Genomic DNA, 19,025 nt, shown 5'->3' with positions numbered 1-19,025 from the left:
TTCAGTTAGCATAGGCTTAGGCAAACTTTAGGAGACGTGTATCCAATGAAACAGAACAAATACGATGATTCCAATTTTTTCTCTGCCTATAAACAAATGCCCCGCTCAACCAAAGGACTAGAGGGTGCAGGCGAATGGCATGTACTAAAGGCATTACTTCCTGAGTTGCGGAATAAAAGCGTGCTGGATCTTGGCTGCGGTTTTGGCTGGCATTGCCGATATGCCCGTGAGCAGCAGGCAAGCTCGGTGATAGGCGTAGATATTTCCGAAAAAATGCTGCAAACCGCTGCAGAGCTAACCGATGATCCAGCAATTACGTATACACAAATGCCGATTGAAGATATTGAATTCGCCAACTCACAATTTGATGTGGTCATCAGTTCATTGGCTTTTCATTATATCGAATCGTTTGAGGCCATCTGCCAAAAGGTCTATGACTGCCTACAGCCTGGCGGATCCTTCATCTTCTCAGTTGAGCATCCTATCTTTACTTCTCGCAATGAACAAGACTGGTTTGTCGATGATCAAGGCAACCGCCTACATTGGCCTGTAGATCATTATCAATCCGAGGGATTACGCCAAACCACCTTCTTAACCGATAACGTGATTAAATATCACCGTACCATTTCAACCTACATGAATAACTTAATTGAGACCGGATTCACCATAAAAGCCGTTAAAGAGCCGATACCTTCCGATGAGATGTTACAGAGTGATCCCCTAATGAAAGATGAGAATCGCAGACCTATGTTCCTCATCCTCTCCGCGGTAAAATAGGGACAGGGGGACAGGTTCTTTGTCCCACTCTATCCCAACAAAAATGGGACAAGGTGCCTGTCCCCTTGTCCCACTCACAAATCCATGATATGTGTTATGCGATTTCTTCCATTTTCTTTAGAAGCGTACAGTGCTAAATCGGCTTTTTTCAGGATGCTTGCATCCGAATCCATTGGGGAATACGTTGCTATGCCAATACTCACCGTGATGTCTCCCGTCTCCCAGGTAGCCCTCTCTACAGCAAGGCGCAAATCCTCGGCTCTTCGCTTGGACTCAGCAGCATCTAAGTTAGGTAAGATCAGCACAAACTCTTCTCCCCCTAACCTAGCAACCATATCTTCGCTACGGACATGCGATTGCAAAATCTCCGCTAGTCTCACTAATACTAGATCGCCAATGGGATGTCCCCACGTGTCATTCACTTTTTTGAAATGGTCTATGTCTATAATATACAGTGAAAAGGGCTGTTGAATCTTGCCATATAAGGCGATCTGTTCTGCTAGCTTATCCTCGAAAAATCTTCTATTGTTCAAGCCCGTAAGCTTATCCGTAACAGATAGTTTTAATAAATCCGCATTTAAATCCATCAACTCTTGCTGCTTCTGTTCAATCTCGGCATGGAGTTGTTGCAACTCTTCGAGCGCTTGGTCTTTTTCCCAATAGGCCTCTTCTATTTGCCGCTTCGCCGTCCGAATTTCAACCTCATAATCAATCCGTTTGCCCATCTGCATCAATATGCAATCAATAATCTCCACGCCTTCCTTCTCAAACCTTCTACCATTAAGCAAGAAAGGAATCGCCAAACCTTTACGATCTCTCAAACTTATAAACATTTCTTCTACATGTCCATTTAGATTGATAAAAGGGTAGAAATAAGTATGGAAAATGAGCTTATTAGCCGTAGACATGATAGATTCAAAATGTTGCTGCACCAAATCTTCCCGTGAATATCCCATAATATCAAGGAAGGTATGATTTACATCCATGATCTCTCCTTCATGTGTTATAGAAACATACCCACATGGGGCATATTGCAAACGCTCATCCATTGCTTAATTCCTTTCAGTTAGCATAATCTCATCATACTGCTTGCAGATATTCATTAATGAGAGTGATCGTCTCCTCTGGATGACTGATATGTGGATAATGACCTTTGGCTTTCATTAATCGTAACGTACTATTCTTCAAGTGCTCATGTAAGTATTCGCCTACTTTTATAGGGACGATACTGTCATCCGAACATTGCATGATGAGTGTAGGAACGGTGACTTTTGCTAAGTCATTCCGATGATCGGATAGGAAGGTTGCTTTAGCAAATTCTCTAGCAATAACAGGATCTACTGAGCTAAAGCTTCGTTCCAGTTCCTGCGATAACATAGGATCTGGATTATTCATCGCCAGTGGAGCCATAAAACTAGCCCAACCTGCGAAATTCATCTCCATCATATCTAGTAGTTCTGTAATATCACTTTTCTCAAAGCCACCGAAATAATCATCACCCTCATTTAAATAACGCGGTGAAGGTCCAACCATAATCAATTTATCGAAATCCTCTGGGCGCTCGATCGAGGCCAGCATGCCTATCATGGAGCTGACAGAGTGGCCAATGAAGATAATATCTTTGAGCTCTAAGGCCTCAATAATGTCCAATACATCCTGAACATAACCGTGTAGTGAACTATATTTGTCTGATCGATATGCGCTTATATCTGAATGACCTGAGCCAACATAGTCAAAAAGAATGATGCGATACTTCTCCTTAAATGAGGGCACGATATATTGCCACATGCTTTGGTCACATCCAAATCCATGGCCAAAGATAATTGTACGTTGCCCTTCTCCAATTACTTTTACATGATTTCGTACAACAATATCGCTCATTCCATCTGTCTCCCTTGTAAAGTTACTTTCTTCCATTCTAAGGGATACCCTATAAATATCAAGCTTATTAATCATAGATTAGATTAAGAGTATTAAGACTAATAAAGAGAACCATACGTTAATTTATATAACAATATTTGTATATTAAACATAATATAGGCATAATTGACTATAGCTAATAGATTCATAGTCTACTATACTGATATTGAATTTATACCAATAGTATAGGAGGATGACTATGAAACGACGTAAATTGACAAGTACCAAGTTAATGCGCGTAAGCATCACTCTACTATCTGCCTTATTAGTATTCGCACCTATGGAAGCGGTTACAACAAATGTATCTGCAAGTGAAGTACAACAGCAAGCTTCTCTAACTGCCTCACCTTGGGTATCTACTCAAGTCTATGTGGGCGGCAATGAAGTCAGCTACAACAACAATGTGTATAGAGCCAAATGGTGGACACAAGGCGATGTACCCGGTACGGGGGATCCATCAAGTTCACCTTGGCTGCTACTTGGCCCAGATACAGGCGGCGTTGAAGACCTGATCCCTCCAACAGCTCCGACTAATCTTGTATCGACAGGGCAAACTGCTGACACCATCACATTATCTTGGGGGGCCGCAACAGACAACATTGCTGTAGCAGGCTATGACATTTACCGTAACGAGATCAAGGTGGGTTCCTCTGCTAATGCCTCCACACTGACATACACCGACACAGGTTTACAACAGGATACCGCATATACTTATTACGTAAAAGCAAGAGATGCCAAGAATAACACGACAGCAAGCCAGGCGATCAGCGTGAGAACGACCTTAGGTGAATTAGCTCCTGGTCAAAGCCGGGTATTAACCGATCAGCAAATTATATCGTCATGGGGCGGTATCGATCCGCAATTCTCACCAACTAATGCAGTTGCAGCCGTACAAAGTGCACTACCACAAAGTGAATACGAAGCGCTATTCCCCATGCGTATCGGTTCGTCAGCATGGCATACATTTGCTGCAGACAAGCCGTATTACAAGCCGGGCCAAACAGACTATTATTCGTACAACAACTTGATCGCTGCCGTAACCGATGTGGCCAATATCAAATACAAGCTAGAATATCGGCAAGGAGCTACTTGGAACACTCGTGTATTCAGATTAGACAAGACAACGAAGAAAGAAACGCTCATTATGCAAAATGCCGACTTTAACGCTTCGTGGAATTTAAGCGTTCCGATCATCTCCAAAACCGTTGATTTTGGTTCATTTATTAAAGAAGGCTCTACGGTCGACCGCAAGCGTGAACTGGCGGCATTCCTCGCCAATATCGCTCATGAAACAGGTGGAGGTTGGGCGACAGCGCCTGGCGGCGAGCTTAGTTGGGGTCTCTATTGGAATGAAGAAGTAGGATACATTAACTCTACCAACATTGGTTACGTTCAGTCCGATACGAACTTCCCACCCGTTGCAGGCAAATCGTATCATGGACGTGGGCCGATTCAATTGAGCTGGAACTACAATTATGGCTTAATTAGCGGAATTATTTATGGAACTAAAGATACCTTGCTTCAACAACCGGAGCTTATTACGAGTGAAGGTAAATTAGGCTTCATGACGGCTATGCTATTCTGGATGACACCACAGCCACCAAAACCATCGGCTCACGATGTCATGGTCGGAAATTGGACGCCTTCAGCAGCAGAAATATCCAAGGGATTAACCCCTCCAGGGTTTGGTGTCACCATCATGATCATCAATGGCAGTTTTGAAGGAAACAAAGACGAAACCGACTATCGAGTCGGCCGCCGCGTTGGTCATTATCGTGATATTACAACAAAAATGGGGGTCAATATTACAGGGGAGAAATTAAACACTCTCGGCATGAGTCCGTTCTAGAAAGAGAAAGGGACAAGGGGCCTGTCCCCTTGTCCCTACTTCTTGTCACTACTTGTTGTTATCCATCATATACATTAATTGCACAAGGCTACCTTCTACTTGATAAGAGATGAACATCATGTAATACCCCTTATCATCATTGGACAGGTCTATGGTGAACTTATCGGGGTTTTGTTCCCATTCACTCATATCATAAACAATCTCTTTAAACGTTTGATTGTGTCTAACCCCTGCTAAATAAGGGATAACTTTATTACCGTCTCTTCCTGTGACTAAGTTTTCTATTTCAATAATAGGTCCTTCTAACGTTCCTCCTACCTCAACGACTTGCGGATCGATCAATAGGTTTTCGAGTTTCTTTAGATCCTTTAATGGAGAGAAGTCCGTAATTTCATTGCCAATGACATCTAACGTCATCAGGTTCTTGGCATACTGCAATCCTTCCAGCGATCTTGCCCTTCTGGATTCACTCGTTAATGTAGTCAACTTCAGCATATCACCAAGCGTAATATCACCCGTAATGCCTAACGTTGTCTTGATAGAATTACTAAGATAGTTGTCTTGCACAGTAATTACCTGTGTTAAGTCAATTGAGGTTAAACCTGCTATTGCTGCTTGTAATGCGGCCAGCGCTGCATCGACTTCTGCTTGTGTCGCTTGCGGGTTCACTAGAACAGCTTCGGCATCAGTTAGGCTCGCAGTGAATGCTGCAACGCTCTCCTCCGTATATCCTTCAAGACTCAGCACTTTAGCATCTACAATCGCTTGTTCCAGAACTCCAGTGAATAGTCTATCCACGTTGGCAAAATGTAGCTTCGAATCTCCCCATGTAGCATGGTCAGACCCGTTGCCATTTCCCCCGTCGGTCACGACTAATTTAAACTCAACCGCTCCGTTAATGTCCACTTCGATGAATTTTTGCGGGTCCCTTGAATTCATGAGTCCACTATCAAACTTCTTGTCTCCATCCACATAAACCTCGAAACTAACAGAACCAACAGTACCGTACATTTGACGATCGACACCCACGTAAGAAGTGAAGTAATCATAGTTCTTATCGCTCAGGTCATACACAATCGTAGAATTCGAATGCGCTCCGATTCCTCGTTCATAAGCAACCTCACGATTATTCTCATCTGTTAAACGTAGCTTATTACTACTAATAGAGATATCTTTGCGAGGAGCCGTATAACTATGAGTTGTAGCCGCCCAATCATAATCCGTCAGATAGCTGTAATCCTCCATGTTCACAACGGCGACCGTACGAGTCTTCGTCACTGTATTGCCATCGCTATCCGTTACACTGTAAGAGATTGTGTACTCACCAGCTCGATTGAAGTTGACTTGATCTGCCCCTGTAACTACCACACTAGAAGTTAAGTCTCCATCCTCGGCATCCATGGCTTCATAATACTCATCGATATGGATGACTTGTCCTACTTTAGTCGATATCGATTTAGGTATCATAAGTACTGGCACACTATTCAATACAAGGAATTTTGCATCTGCAAAATCGGCATGATCAGAAGTATTCCCGTTCCCTGCATTGTCTACGACAAGTTTCAATTGCTGCACATCCGTCACTGGGATTCGAACCATTTTAGCCTCAGTACTATATTTCATCAATCCACTGTTATATACTTCTTGACCATCTGCCAGGATGCTAAACTTCACGCTCGAGTTATTCTGTTCTGGAATATTGCGATCGACACCCACTACCGTTTCAAAATAAGCATAGTTCGTATTAGTAAGGTTATATACGATTTCAGAATTGGCGTGCGTTCCGATCCCCTTTTCAAACTCTTGGTTTACACCATTAACAAGTAACTTGATTGGATTGTTTGTACTCGCTTTATCTTTTCTTACCACATTGTAATCCGTTCTTGCTGATTCCCAGTTCAAGTCACTGAGATATGAACTTGCGCTGTAAACAACGATTTCCCTAGTCTTCGTAACGGTATTTCCATCACTATCCGTCACTTTGAATTCGACTTGATAAGTTCCCGGTTTACCTGAATCGAAACCATTCAAGTTAACTTCAACTTGTCCAATTAAATTACCATCTTCAGCGTCAAATGCTTCTACGTCTTTCAGCACATCAAACTCACTATTTAACTTCAAGAGCGCCATGTCTTCAGGAACCGTTAATGTAGGCAGACTAGCATTATTCGTGAACTTTGCATCTGCCCATACGGTGTGATCCGCCGAATTTCCATTATTATTCGCATCGGTTGTTACCAGCTTAACTTCTCTTGCACCTGTAACAGGGATCTGTACAAATTCATGTTCTGTACTCGAACGGAATACATCACTGCTAAATTTCTGCTCCCCATCGACATAGATTTCAAACGTTGCAGAAGAAGCCGTATTGCTTTTCATCGCTTGATCGATACCGATATAGCTCTTGAAGAAGTCATAACCCTTACCCTCAATGTTATACACAACCTCAGAGTTGGCATGAACACCTAAGCCCTTAGCATACGTCGCAGCTACTCCTTGTCTTACTAACGTGATCGCGCTACCTGCAGGTGCTTTGTCTTTCTTCAATGTGCTCCAACCAACAGTAGCCGATGTAGCATCCAGATCCGAAGCATACACATAATCACTTGTTACGGTTACATGTGTCGTCTTGGTCTCAGTTGTCCCTTCGCTCTTAATTTCATAGACAACTTCATAATTTCCTTTGGTCGTAATATCCACGTTATTTGATTTTACAGCGACATTACTTGAAATATCCTGTCCTTGATAGTTCATCGCCTTAACGTAACTGGTTGGATCAAATGTTTGGTTCAGCTTGAGCGTAACATGCTCTTCAACCGATAGTGCTGGCTTGAACGCCTTAACCTCTACAGGATTTAGGGCATTCAATTTTTTATCATAGCCAATGATCTTATAGGTATAGTTCTGAGCCCCATCGACATTGGTATCTACAAATTGATCCGTACCCGTAAATCCAACTAAGACATTGTTTCGGTAAATCTCATATCCTAGAAAATCTTCCTTGTATGCCTTATCCATATTGAAGTTCAACGTATTCGTTTTAGCCGCAGCATTTGCGCTAATATTGATGTTGATAGTAACATTTTTGTTAGCGATTCCTGTTCCTTCATAATAGACAACCGAATTATTTAGATACCATAACTTGCCCGAAGCTGGATATTTACTTACCTTGACTTTTGTCTCCGAATCCACCGCGAAGCCATGTCTAGCAAAAAAGCTACTCAAATCCTGGCCTAACACTTCGGAAGAGAATTCTACTAAATATTGCTGTCTCGAGCTCTCACCATTAGGAAGGGATACTTTACGATCTCGATATAGACTATTTAGCTCCGCCCAATACCCCGGGTGCGCTAATTCTAATTGCCAGAACGCTCCGAGTCTCGCAAAAAGACCCTGCTGTTCCATGGCTACTTTATTTTCTTCAATAACATATTTATAAATATCCGATTCAAATGGGATGCGCGTATCCATAGAATTACGCTCTACAGACAGCAACATAGGCAACATATTATTGCTGACCTCACCATACTCCCGTTCACCCACAGCCATGCGGTGCCCGATCTCGTGCGATAAGCCCCAGCCTGGATATACCTTGCTGAAATCCTCTAGCATCAGGGGTACGGTTCCGCCTTGAATCCCGGTGTGGTCACCTGCTGCGTACATCGCACCATATGGCTGCATTAATCTAATATTCTCCCGGATAAGCTTGGCATCATGGTTCTCACTGCGGCCATCTAGACCAAAGTAATCAAATAATCTATTGATCCACACATCGTAACCCGATAAGGTATCGAGTGGATTTTGATCATTTGTAATAAACTGATTGTAAGCTGCCGTAGCTGTACCTGTGAAAATAATACGATCGCTCACCATTTCGACAACATCGATCATTTCACGGTCATTAACGTTCGGATGTGCCGCTTTGTCTGCGTCTAGCTTTTGTTTATACGAAGTTAACAAGGCTTTAAATTCTGCCGGATCGGTATCCTTTGTCATCATCGGGAATCGTTCTACACCTTCAAAACGAAGGCGTGGCGCTTTGCCTTGCTCTTCCGGCGTATAAGGATTAACGATATAAATAGGCCCACCTTTCGTTACATCATGGGCGTAAGCATTGTTGGTAGGGGATTCAGGTACCACGATTGTATTTTTCCCAGGACGTAATTGCACGCCCCTTGCCCAACTATTCCAAGAACCTTCTTGTTGTGAGAAAATTAACGAAGGTACTTTAGCGTTAGAATCAACATCCACATAGACGTTGATCGTATCGCCTGGCATGCCCACAAGTCCGGTAGGCTGGTTATTCGTACCCATGTTAAATCTTAAGTTTTGCTGCGCATGCTTTTTCATATCGCCATGTTGTTCAGCCGTAATGATCGTACCTTCGGTTTGCACTTCACCATTTACTACCTTCTTCGCCAAATCCAGTTGATCCTTGAACTGAGGATATAATGGATGCGCTTTGGCAGCTTCCTCTAGCTCATTGATTTTGGCCACACTATTATATTCGGGAACTACTGAACTCATCGTTCCATCGATGAACAGTCCATCGACCGCATCACTTACTTGATCTTGCTTATAAAACCGAAATTCAGCTACAAACGGTCTGTTAATATTGGCTTTTGTGAACTTAAATTTTACTCGCTTAAACTTTGTTGGTTCGAACTTGAATTGCAGAAAATCATTTGTACTAACCGCAGTTCCGCTAGAAACAAGCTTAAATGTGTCTCCTTTACTCGTCTCTGATGCATAGATCTCGAACGCCTCCGGGAATCCTTTCCGATTGTCTCTAGCTAGAAAGGCTACTCTGTCCAGCACTTCAGCATTCGTTAATTCAAATACAACTTCATTCGTGAAGGTATCATCATTGTTTTTATTAGTCTCCCAATGTGTGTTTGGCAGATCATCGAGCATGTATTCTGGTTTCGTGCCCGGGTAGCTTCCGCCATTTGTCGTTACTTTGGATACATTGGAATTCGGCATACGATAGGCTTCGCTATAAGCCGCCTCATATTCCGTGCCATAACTTTTAAGGGTAGAAACCTTTGCTGTAGTTGATGCTATTGGATTGCTTGCTAAAAGTATTTTGGCATTCTCTATTTCTGCTGTAAATTGAGCGTATAGAGGATGTGCCTTCACTTCATTCTCCAAAGTTATTAGTTTGTCTACTGTATTAAACTCTTCACTCACTTGACTATATGTATCATCGGTAAATAAGTAATTTAATTTGTCCGATACGGCATCTTCTTTATAAAAAGCAAATTCAGCCCCACTTGCCCAGTCCTGATTCGCTTTTTTGTAGACAAATTTGATTCGCTTAAACGTTGCCGGCGCAAATTTAATTTCAACTATATCGCCTGTTGAACCTGTATATTCTCCCGTGGATACTAAACTGAAATCATCGCCTGCATCCGTCATCGAGCTGTAAATTTCGAACTCTTGGGCAAATCCCTTGCCTTTGGCACTAGATTGTCTAGCTGCATATACGATTCTATTTAATGTAGTTGATTCATTTAACAGAAATACGACCTCATTCGTAAATGTTGAAGTATTCGGTTTACCTGTCTCCCAGTGCGTATTCATATCGCCATCGATCGCCTTATTTATAGGAGAACCTGAATAGTTACCACCATTATTCGTGATCGATTTAATATTTACATTATTCATTTTAAATACTTCATTATAAGCACTTAAAACGTCCTTCCCATACAAATCAAATGGCTTAACCGTTGCCAAGCTGGCTAGAGTTAAGCTACTTTCCAACACGCTTTTCGTCACATTTGTGTTATGTATTTCACTTGCTGCAACAAACCCCGCCTCACTCGACAAACTAACTAGTAGCGCTGCCGATGTGGCGATTGCAATCATTTTCTTCATACTTTTTCCTCCTGATGAATGATAGTTATGACGAATAACCTAAAACAGGCGCAAAAAAAACTACCCTGAAGAGTAGCCCGATTGCACACAAAGTCTATTAAAAATGAAAACTTCACTTTTAATAAACTTCAAATAACAAAAAGCATAATATACTCTTTGGCAGCTGGCTGACATCGTTACGAAGTTTAATTAACCTTAGTCCCTTTAGCTTTGCGTCCCTACATTTCCATAGGTTTGCCTATTCAATTTTAAGTACATTTCTCACAGTAACATAACCATACATCTCATCGCATGATCAGTTGGTATGATATCGTACTAGGTAATTTAAATTAGTTTTCATGAATTTCAAAACATTTGGCTGTAGGTACTGCTACTTTAGATATAGAAAAATTCTAATATTGCACAAATAATCGCACGTGCCTTATAATCAGAACTTATTACCAAAATCGGAGGCACAAGCTATGTTAACTGCACTATTCCACGGAATAGCATTGGCTCTAGGGTTAATTCTTCCTCTTGGAGCACAAAATGTTTTTGTATTTAACCAAGGAGCATCCCAACCTAATTTTAAGAAAGCCATTCCTGTTATTGTTACAGCATCACTATGTGATACCTTTCTTATTTTATTAGCTATTTTAGGAGTCTCTGTCATCGTATTTGCAATTCCCGCATTACAAACCGCTTTATTTAGCATTGGACTTCTCTTTCTTCTATATATGGGATGGTCGATCTGGAGAAGTAAGCCATCCAAGTTGGAGCAAGATGCTACCCCTTTATCCTCCAAGAAACAAATCCTATTTGCCTTGTCCGTATCTTTATTAAATCCGCACGCCATAATGGATACGATTGGAGTCATTGGCACCAGCTCTCTTAACTATGCCGGAATAGACAAAGTTATATTTGCATGTGCGACAATCCTTGTCTCTTGGCTGTGGTTCTCTAGTATTGCCTTTGCAGGCAAGCTCGTAGGGCAAATAGATACCAACGGAAAAATCATGCTCATCATTAATAAAATTTCCGCGATCATCATTTGGATCGTTGCCGCTTATATTGCCTACAAACTTTTTCAAATGTAATTCAATGCCCCTTGAATCCGTAAATGGATCGACTTAGTTTTTTCTGTTTGTTCATAATAAGTTATACTGAATAACAGTATGATTTTGAGACTTAATAAACTTACTCACTCGGAGGGTTAACCATGAAATATGATTTTGACAAGATCGTTGCCAGAGAGAATACAAATTCATTGAAATGGGATCGGACTGTTCTTACAAATAGACTGGGATTTGATGCTGAAGGAATATTGCCTTTATGGGTTGCAGATATGGATTTTCGCGCTCCTCAGCCTGTCATTGATGCTTTGTTGAAGAGGGTAGAACACGGAATCTTCGGATATAGCTCACCTCTTGACGAGTATTATGATGCACTGATTTGGTGGCAGAAGTCACGACATGATTGGGATATTAAAAAGGAATGGGTTACGATGATGCCAGGAATCGTCCCTGCATTTAACTTCTTTATCAGGGCTCTAACCGATGAGGGCGATCGGATCATTATCCAACCACCCGTATATCCTCCGTTCAGAAGCACCATCGAGACCAATAACAGAATCGTAGCAAACAATCCATTGAAGCTTGTAGACGGCAAATATGTGATGGACTATGTTCAGTTGGAGCAATTAGCTAAAGATCCAAGAACGAAGATGCTGATCCTCTGTAGTCCTCATAACCCCATGGGTATTGTGTGGAGTAGCGAGGAACTTCGGAAGCTAGGAGAAATCTGTAACGCTAACAACGTGATTGTCATCGCCGATGAAATTCATAACGATTTGATTTTGCCGGGGAACAGTCATGTTACCTACGCGCTACTGGGCGAAGAATTCGCCAATAACTCAATTATCTGTACTGCTCCAAGTAAAACCTTCAACTTAGCAGGACTGCAAATTTCAAATATTATCATTCCAAATCAAAGTCTCAAAGAGAAAGTTGATACCGAACTGAAGAAATCCTCCATTATGGAGCCCAATGCCTTTGGCATTGTAGCAACCACTGCCGCTTATACGGAAGAAGGCGCGGATTGGCTGAATCAATTATTGGAGTATCTGGATTCTAATGCGGAGTTCATTCAAACGTTCGTAGCGGAGAACATGCCGAATGTAAAATACAATAAACCTCAGGGTACCTATCTGGCTTGGTTAGATTTCAGAGACACCGCTATCGCTGAGGAATTGGAGACAAAAATATCACAAGAGGCCAAGGTTCTATTGAATAGTGGAGCGATGTTTGGCTTAGAAGGCAAGGGACATATGCGGGTTAACTTCGCATGTCCAAGATCCATTCTAGCTGAAGCATTAGAACGGATCGCTAAATTGTTAGGATAGGGTCAACAAAACAGCCGCAGCGCTTTAGGACGAGCATACCTAAAGTGCTGCGGCTGGACTATTTATTCGCTATTATGATGCAACCCGTTAGCCCCTCATACCAAATAAGTGTCGGAACCAATTCCACACGTCCATCGTAATCGGGATTAATCCATATCCATGCTCACCAATAACCACTACGCCATATGCCCATTTTCCAATCGCCACTGCACCTGCGGCAATCTTTCCGATAGCAACAGCACCAACAGCCCAGTTGGCAATAGCTACAGCACCTATTGCTACACCTGTACCTGCAATGGCCACTGCACCAACAGACAAACCAAGCCAGCTCATAGCCACAGCGCCCAAGGCCATCCATAAGCCCAGTGTCAACGCCCCTACAGATAACAGTCCTACGCTAACAGCACCGACAGAAATTAGCCCAATTGCGATATCACCAATAGCAATCAAACCCACCGCTGTTTTCCAACGAGAACTGCTCCCCATCCTATTCCCTTGATCTGAGTATCTCCCTAGATTACTACGAATACAAACGATTGGAAGTGCGGGCGACGGCCATTGATAATCGATTTCTTGCCCCTCCCACCCTTTGGAAGTTGCCCAGCGTGTTATATATTGATGCCATCTCATATCCATCCCGTCCCCTCATTCATCTGTGTTCATTGTACTATCTCCCGAAACATCTGAAATCAGACTCTAACCGGACATCATCTCAGCCCTTGGACCGAGATTCATATTCACACATTTAGTCATAAGAGAAAGCGGACCAGCTCTGCTTTCTTTTTTTTGCGCCAGCACTAGACCCTGTATTCGTAACTATGGTAAGTTCTCTGTAACGTAAATGACTATCGCACGGCAAGTATAAAATCTAGGAGGTAACGATAACCTGATGATCAAAAAAACGCTCAAATGGCTAGCTTGGATCGTGGTGTCCGTAGTCGCTGTGTTTGCCATTTTACTCATCTATATTACTGTGGCTGATTATAAGCCACCAGCTCAAGTAGAGCTTCAAGCGAGCAACAACAGCAGCCTTTCGCTTAAACAAGGTAAACCGTTCACCATCACTACGTTTAATATCGGCTATGCCGGACTCGACCAAGGACAAGATTTCTTCATGGATGGTGGAACGATGTCGAGGTCCCGTAGTAAAGAACAAACCGAGACTAATCTGAATGCCATCGTCGATTTTCTGAGTGGAACCCGTTCCAATCTGTATATGTTACAGGAAGTAGATGAGAACTCATCACGTAGCAACCATATTAACGAAGTTAAGAAAATCAGTGACAGCCTGCAGGAATATAGCAACACATTTGCTTATAATTATAAGGTTCCTTGGGTACCCATTCCGCTAACTCATCCGATGGGCGGCGTGAAAAGTGGTTTACTGACATTATCAACGTTCAACAGCACGTCGCAAACTCGTTTCGACCTACCGGGTAAGGAAAGTTGGCCTGTTCAACAGTTTGAACTGGATCGTGCCTTTATCGAGAGTCGCTTCCCAGTAGATAACGGTAAGGAGTTGGTACTGGTCAACCTACATTTGTCGGCATTCGACAAGGGCGGTACGATCCGCAAACAACAGCTTGAATTCCTAGCGAACTATATCAACCAAGAGATGAAGAAAGATAACTATCTCATTATTGGTGGGGATTGGAACCATGCCCTTCCAGGGACGGACCCTAGTAAGTTCGCCACGCAACAGGAATGGCCAGAATGGCTTCAACCATTCCCCGACTCCTTTGGACCAAGTGATTTCAAGTGGGCCGTTGACCCGAATACCCCTTCCGTCCGTACTCTGGATGTGGCATACCAACAAGGGGTTAATTTCCTCGCTGTCATCGATGGGTTTCTTGTATCGCCAAATGTTGAGATCGTAAATGTTACTGGACATCAACTGAATTTCGCTAATAGTGATCACAACCCTGTAACTGCGAGCTTTACGTTGAAATAGGTATAGACCAAATTGTAGAAACAGCAGGCTTTGGAACAAAAATCTATTTGATTTTGATTAAAATTCTCCATAAAAAGATGGTGACTCATCATCTGCAAGATTTGATACAAGAATCAAGGAGGAAGAAATTTGTCGAAGAAACTATGGTTGATAGCCCTCACTTTAAGTCTTGTTATTGCTACGTTAACTGGATGTAATACATTTGGAGCCAAGCGTGAAGTCGTTGTTGATTCTCTCACTAGTTATGAGCCGAAGCAGGAGCTAGAATTGATTCAAAAGATTCGAAAGACTAGAGATTCCAATATAAAATTATCGGAGCTATATCAGGATATTACCCTTATTGATATTCACAACCATGCCGCAGAAAACCCTAATGCCGTGAATGAATGGACACAAGATGGGATCGACCGGGTTGTATTATTCGGCGATGTATCTGAACCAAGCGCACAAAGAACGGATCAACTCGCCTGGGAGCATTATCGCAATGACCCATCGCACGTCTACCCATCCTTCGCGGGATTTCCGATTTATGAAGAAGAAGGTTTAACCATTGTAAAAGACAACTTGGAGCAAGGATATCTCAACATCGGTGAGGTTGTGGCTGCATCAAGTTACTCACCGGTTGTATCCAAAGTGGAGTGGAAATCGGAGCATCCTAATGATGGTTATCTCCCGCAAATTTATGATCTCGCTGCTAAATACCGCGTCCCTGTCCTACTACATATCGATCCCCCAAGCGGTTCACCCATAGATTATCTGGAGCAGGCACTGGATCAACATCCCGATACGAGCATTATTTTTGGACATGCCAATGCGTACAATACGCCAGATAATATCAAATACTTATTAGACAAGCACTCCAACTTATACATCGATTTTTTTGCTGGTTTTACCGCTTATAGTCCAGATAGCTCTAATTCACTTCAAGATTTTGTACCCATAATAGAGCAATATCCAGATCGGTTCATGTTATCGACTGACTCCGGATTTGGCCTACCAGCTAACCAGGCTAGGGACGGTTTGTATGATCTCATAGATCTTCTCTCTGACGAAACTGCGCTCAAAGTTGCCTCTCTTAACTATGAGCGAATGATTGAGCTTCAGCTACCAACGGACACCCAAATCGCAAAAATTAAGAAACTCGCAACAAAAAAAGAAGAGTTCAAAACCTATCATTTGAATAAACGAATGGCTAATGAATTAATTTTTGAACTGGAAAAATAAATCTACCCATTCCACCGCCTGTGCAAAAATTTCGTGTACATAACCGCAAAACCTGTTCCATGCTCACCTGCTCGCGCTGCTTCGAATGAAGCTTAAAGTGTGAGCAGTTTTTTTAGTTAGATACAATGTTATAATTGAAATTTATTTTTAATGTATTATTTACAATAGTGTGTGTCATACAGTATAGTAAAAGCAGGAGCTGATGTTTCATGGATATAAAAGAAACGATCAACGGACTAACACAAGAGATGCGACGGGGGACGATCATTATCGGCGTACTCAGTCAATTATCGGAGCCGCAATACGGCTATTCTCTCGTCTCTATTTTAGAGGAGAAAGGCATTAACATTGATCCAGGCACCATGTACCCTCTATTGCGCAGATTGGAGAAACAAGAACTACTTGAAAGTAAGTGGGATACCAATGAAACCAGACCTCGAAAATACTACTTGCTAAGTCCTACTGGTAAGGAAGTTTACCGCCAACTATGTCAGGAATGGCAAATGATGACGGTCAGCATTGAAAGCTTAATTCGGGGAGGAACGGGCGATGGAGTTAGTTAAAAAGTACATTTATGCCGTAACGAATAAGTTACCTGAACAACAAAGAGCAGACATAGAGAAAGAACTGCACGGATTAATTGAGGATATGCTGGAGGAACGGACTCAAGGTGGAATCCCGACTGCAAGCGACGTGGAAGCCGTACTTCTTGAACTTGGAAACCCTAGCGAACTGGCAGATAAATATAGAGGAAGTAAGAGGTATCTGATTAGTCCAGAACTCTTCCCTACTTATATATTCGTTCTCAAGATCGCAATCGCAGCGATCTGCATTGCCACGACGGTTGCCTTTGTGGTTGAGACTGTTCTAGAGCCTGCTCAGATACAAGGTCAGTTAACAAGCTATATAAGTTCAATCATGAGTGGTATCTTTCAAGGGTTTGCATGGGTAACGATCATCTTTTTCTTAGTAGACTATAAGGGACTTAACAAACAGAAACTGAACAAAAACTCATGGAAACCTTCCGATTTACCACCCCTACCCGATCATAGGGTTAAAATTAAAATGGCCGATCCTATTGTAAGTATCTCTTTTACAATTATTTTGTTAGTGCTGTTGACCTTCTCAATCAATCTTTTCGGTGTATGGTTCTCTCCAGATGCCAGTATTCGTACGGTTATTCCCATTTTTGATGAAGAGGTATTTCGTGGTTTTCTACCATTCATTTGGGTTGTATTCGCCCTAAATATACTGAGCGATATCATGAAGATCATTCTGGGAAGATGGACCATCAAGCTCATTGCATTTGATATTGTGGTAATCCTCCTCCATTTCGTATTGGCAGTGTTTATGTTTTCAGATTCATCCATATGGAATCCTCATTTCTTACAACAAATAGCACAGCCTGATCTGATACAACACGAAAGCGATGGATTGCAATTCATCCAAACCGTCTGGCCAAATGCTACACAAGGAGTACTTGCTATCCTAGGAATAATTCTAGGCATCCAACTCATTACTACGGTTGTTAAATACTTTAAGATTAAAGATCTCACATAGAAACAAGGCTGCCGATCATCGGCAGCCTTTCCTATTGTGTTAACCCTCGCTGATCTTATCGATTAATTCTGTTCTTCATTTCCACCACACCGAAGTAGGATATATATCCGAACCGATTCGTACGGTTTCCCCAATCCTCGGGGTTGAGATATTCACACCACATTTTTGAGCTGCTGCGGTTACGCGCTCTATCGGATCTGTCCAGTCATGAAGCGCCAATGTAAATGCAGACCAATGGATCGGAATCATGACTCCACCTTTGACGTCGATATGAGCCTGTACCGTTTCTTCTGGCAACATATGAATGTCAGACCATCTTGTATCATATTGACCGCATTCCATCAAGGTTAGATCAAATGGACCGTATTTATCTCCAATTTGCCCGAAATGAGCACCATAACCGCCATCACCGCTAAAATATACCTTGGTCTCCATCGTTGCTATTACCCAGGAACACCATAACGTAGAGGCACGATTAAACAAGTTTCTGCCCGAAAAATGCCTTGCCGGTGTACAAGCAAGCTTGATTCCTTGAAATTCGAATTCATCCCACCAGTCATGCTCGCTAATTCTTTTCGGATCAATCCCCCACCGTTCCAGATGACTGCCAACACCAAGAGGTACGATAAATTGCTTCACCTTATCTTTGAGTTTCTGTATGGTCCTATAATCTAAATGATCATAATGATCATGCGACAAAATAACGGCATCAATCGTCGGTAGCTCCTCGATCTCGAACGGTAACTTCTTACTATATCTTTTACCACCAAATATCTGCACAGGAGAAGGAGATTTACCGAACATCGGGTCCAGCAATATTCTTGTACCTTCCAACTGAAGTAACAAGGCTGAATGTCCGAACCATGTAACGAGATTTTGTGTTTGTCCCTCTTCATGATGTGGATCAAACTTGTCCATCGGTAGCGCCTGATCAGGTCTTATCTTTGGATTGCCTTTGATATAATCTCGCAACAAAGAAACCACGGTATGGAGACGAAATTCAGTTGACTCCGAAGTTGCAGGATAAAAAAACTTATTCTGTCTGAAGTTCGGGGACTCTCGATATGCAATAAGCTTCTCTTTAGAAGGATTCCCGCCAAATGGTGGATATAGATTCAAGAATAGAATCGTTACGACAATTAAAATAATAATGACACAGATAAAAACAATCATCATGTTAACCTCTCATTCGTGTAATACGGTTCTCTGAACTGAACTTAGCATGACAATAGAGTAGCTGATGCCCGTCCTAATATCAAGGATAAGCTTACCTTGGACATCGAGATAGCAGCTGCGTATTTACTTCCGGGTATATAGTCTAATCTCCTCCTATAAATCTGCTTTTATAAAAATAGAATCATTATAACGATATCCATTATCCATAATTTCACTATTAAGATGAGAATCTCGTCGAACATATCTCTACATATTTTTATACAAATATTGGTTAACACCCAAAAAGAGGTCATATTTACAATTCAATAGGA

13 protein-coding genes and 1 riboswitch are annotated in these 19,025 nt (G+C 42.1%); of the genes, 8 read left to right on the top strand and 5 right to left on the bottom strand.

The annotated features are described in order from the left end of the window. Positions 1–45: 45 nt before the first annotated feature. Complete coding sequence (locus IEW05_RS17090) at positions 46–777, top strand: class I SAM-dependent methyltransferase (RefSeq protein WP_188541063.1); 732 nt, start codon at positions 46–48, stop codon at positions 775–777. A 74-nt stretch (positions 778–851) separates the two neighbouring features. Here the strand turns inward: IEW05_RS17090 and IEW05_RS17085 are convergent, their stop codons facing one another. Then, positions 852–1,826 (bottom strand): sensor domain-containing diguanylate cyclase, encoded by a 975-nt coding sequence (locus IEW05_RS17085; RefSeq protein WP_188541062.1) that lies wholly within the window; start codon positions 1,824–1,826, stop codon positions 852–854. Between the two features lie 31 nt (positions 1,827–1,857). Continuing rightward, positions 1,858–2,658, bottom strand: a complete 801-nt coding sequence (locus tag IEW05_RS17080) for an alpha/beta fold hydrolase (protein WP_188541061.1) — start codon at positions 2,656–2,658, stop codon at positions 1,858–1,860. A gap of 238 nt (positions 2,659–2,896) precedes the next feature. On the opposite strand from IEW05_RS17080, the gene IEW05_RS17075 reads away from it, so the two are divergent. After that, on the top strand, positions 2,897–4,546 hold the full coding sequence (locus IEW05_RS17075; protein WP_188541060.1) for a glycoside hydrolase family 19 protein: 1,650 nt from the start codon (positions 2,897–2,899) through the stop codon (positions 4,544–4,546). A gap of 48 nt (positions 4,547–4,594) precedes the next feature. Here IEW05_RS17075 and IEW05_RS17070 read toward each other — a convergent pair whose 3' ends face one another. Further along, positions 4,595–10,423 (bottom strand): NPCBM/NEW2 domain-containing protein, encoded by a 5,829-nt coding sequence (locus tag IEW05_RS17070; protein ID WP_188541059.1) that lies wholly within the window; start codon positions 10,421–10,423, stop codon positions 4,595–4,597. Between the two features lie 155 nt (positions 10,424–10,578). Continuing rightward, positions 10,579–10,672, bottom strand: a riboswitch (cyclic di-GMP riboswitch). A gap of 212 nt (positions 10,673–10,884) precedes the next feature. Here IEW05_RS17070 and IEW05_RS17065 point away from each other — a divergent pair. Together IEW05_RS17065 and IEW05_RS17060 are read left to right on the top strand one after the other, a co-directional pair. Next, on the top strand, positions 10,885–11,499 hold the full coding sequence (locus IEW05_RS17065) for a LysE/ArgO family amino acid transporter (protein ID WP_188541058.1): 615 nt from the start codon (positions 10,885–10,887) through the stop codon (positions 11,497–11,499). 122 nt (positions 11,500–11,621) lie between these two features. Continuing rightward, positions 11,622–12,803, top strand: coding sequence for a MalY/PatB family protein (locus IEW05_RS17060; protein ID WP_188541057.1), 1,182 nt, complete (start codon positions 11,622–11,624; stop codon positions 12,801–12,803). 87 nt (positions 12,804–12,890) lie between these two features. Here the strand turns inward: IEW05_RS17060 and IEW05_RS17055 are convergent, their stop codons facing one another. Beyond that, complete coding sequence (locus IEW05_RS17055) at positions 12,891–13,433, bottom strand: hypothetical protein (RefSeq protein WP_188541056.1); 543 nt, start codon at positions 13,431–13,433, stop codon at positions 12,891–12,893. 259 nt (positions 13,434–13,692) lie between these two features. Here IEW05_RS17055 and IEW05_RS17050 point away from each other — a divergent pair, with 259 nt between their 5' ends. The 4 genes from IEW05_RS17050 (at position 13,693) to IEW05_RS17035 (ending at position 17,538) form a co-directional block, all read left to right on the top strand. Further along, a complete protein-coding gene (locus tag IEW05_RS17050; protein ID WP_188541055.1) occupies positions 13,693–14,754 on the top strand; it encodes an endonuclease/exonuclease/phosphatase family protein in 1,062 nt (353 codons plus the stop codon). Between the two features lie 129 nt (positions 14,755–14,883). Continuing rightward, complete coding sequence (locus IEW05_RS17045; RefSeq protein ID WP_229753464.1) at positions 14,884–15,978, top strand: amidohydrolase family protein; 1,095 nt, start codon at positions 14,884–14,886, stop codon at positions 15,976–15,978. A gap of 209 nt (positions 15,979–16,187) precedes the next feature. After that, positions 16,188–16,541 carry a PadR family transcriptional regulator gene (locus IEW05_RS17040; RefSeq protein ID WP_188541054.1) on the top strand — a complete coding sequence of 118 codons (354 nt, stop codon included), beginning with the start codon at positions 16,188–16,190 and terminating at the stop codon, positions 16,539–16,541. Continuing rightward, positions 16,528–17,538, top strand: a complete 1,011-nt coding sequence (locus tag IEW05_RS17035) for an HAAS signaling domain-containing protein (protein WP_188541053.1) — start codon at positions 16,528–16,530, stop codon at positions 17,536–17,538. The genes IEW05_RS17040 and IEW05_RS17035 overlap by 14 nt, the downstream gene beginning before the upstream one ends. Before the next feature lie 75 nt (positions 17,539–17,613). Here IEW05_RS17035 and IEW05_RS17030 read toward each other — a convergent pair whose 3' ends face one another. After that, the gene (locus IEW05_RS17030; RefSeq protein WP_308420436.1) at positions 17,614–18,714 is read right to left on the bottom strand and encodes an MBL fold metallo-hydrolase; all 1,101 of its coding nucleotides are present in this window, start codon (positions 18,712–18,714) and stop codon (positions 17,614–17,616) included. Positions 18,715–19,025 lie beyond the last annotated feature (311 nt).

Source organism: Paenibacillus segetis (assembly GCF_014639155.1).
GTDB classification, from domain to species: Bacteria; Bacillota; Bacilli; order Paenibacillales; family Paenibacillaceae; genus Fontibacillus; species Fontibacillus segetis.
The sequence above is the reverse complement of the archived record's forward strand: the minus strand, read 5'-3'. Positions and strand labels throughout refer to the sequence as shown.

Coding starts and splice junctions, on each gene's coding strand:
- IEW05_RS17055 (WP_188541056.1), bottom strand. CDS start 13,433: ATGAGATGGCATCAATATATAACACGCTGGGCAACTTCCAAAGGGTGG.
- IEW05_RS17075 (WP_188541060.1), top strand. CDS start 2,897: ATGAAACGACGTAAATTGACAAGTACCAAGTTAATGCGCGTAAGCATC.
- IEW05_RS17050 (WP_188541055.1), top strand. CDS start 13,693: ATGATCAAAAAAACGCTCAAATGGCTAGCTTGGATCGTGGTGTCCGTA.
- IEW05_RS17070 (WP_188541059.1), bottom strand. CDS start 10,423: ATGAAGAAAATGATTGCAATCGCCACATCGGCAGCGCTACTAGTTAGT.
- IEW05_RS17065 (WP_188541058.1), top strand. CDS start 10,885: ATGTTAACTGCACTATTCCACGGAATAGCATTGGCTCTAGGGTTAATT.
- IEW05_RS17030 (WP_308420436.1), bottom strand. CDS start 18,714: ATGATGATTGTTTTTATCTGTGTCATTATTATTTTAATTGTCGTAACG.
- IEW05_RS17040 (WP_188541054.1), top strand. CDS start 16,188: ATGGATATAAAAGAAACGATCAACGGACTAACACAAGAGATGCGACGG.
- IEW05_RS17090 (WP_188541063.1), top strand. CDS start 46: ATGAAACAGAACAAATACGATGATTCCAATTTTTTCTCTGCCTATAAA.
- IEW05_RS17080 (WP_188541061.1), bottom strand. CDS start 2,658: ATGAGCGATATTGTTGTACGAAATCATGTAAAAGTAATTGGAGAAGGG.
- IEW05_RS17060 (WP_188541057.1), top strand. CDS start 11,622: ATGAAATATGATTTTGACAAGATCGTTGCCAGAGAGAATACAAATTCA.
- IEW05_RS17035 (WP_188541053.1), top strand. CDS start 16,528: ATGGAGTTAGTTAAAAAGTACATTTATGCCGTAACGAATAAGTTACCT.
- IEW05_RS17085 (WP_188541062.1), bottom strand. CDS start 1,826: ATGGATGAGCGTTTGCAATATGCCCCATGTGGGTATGTTTCTATAACA.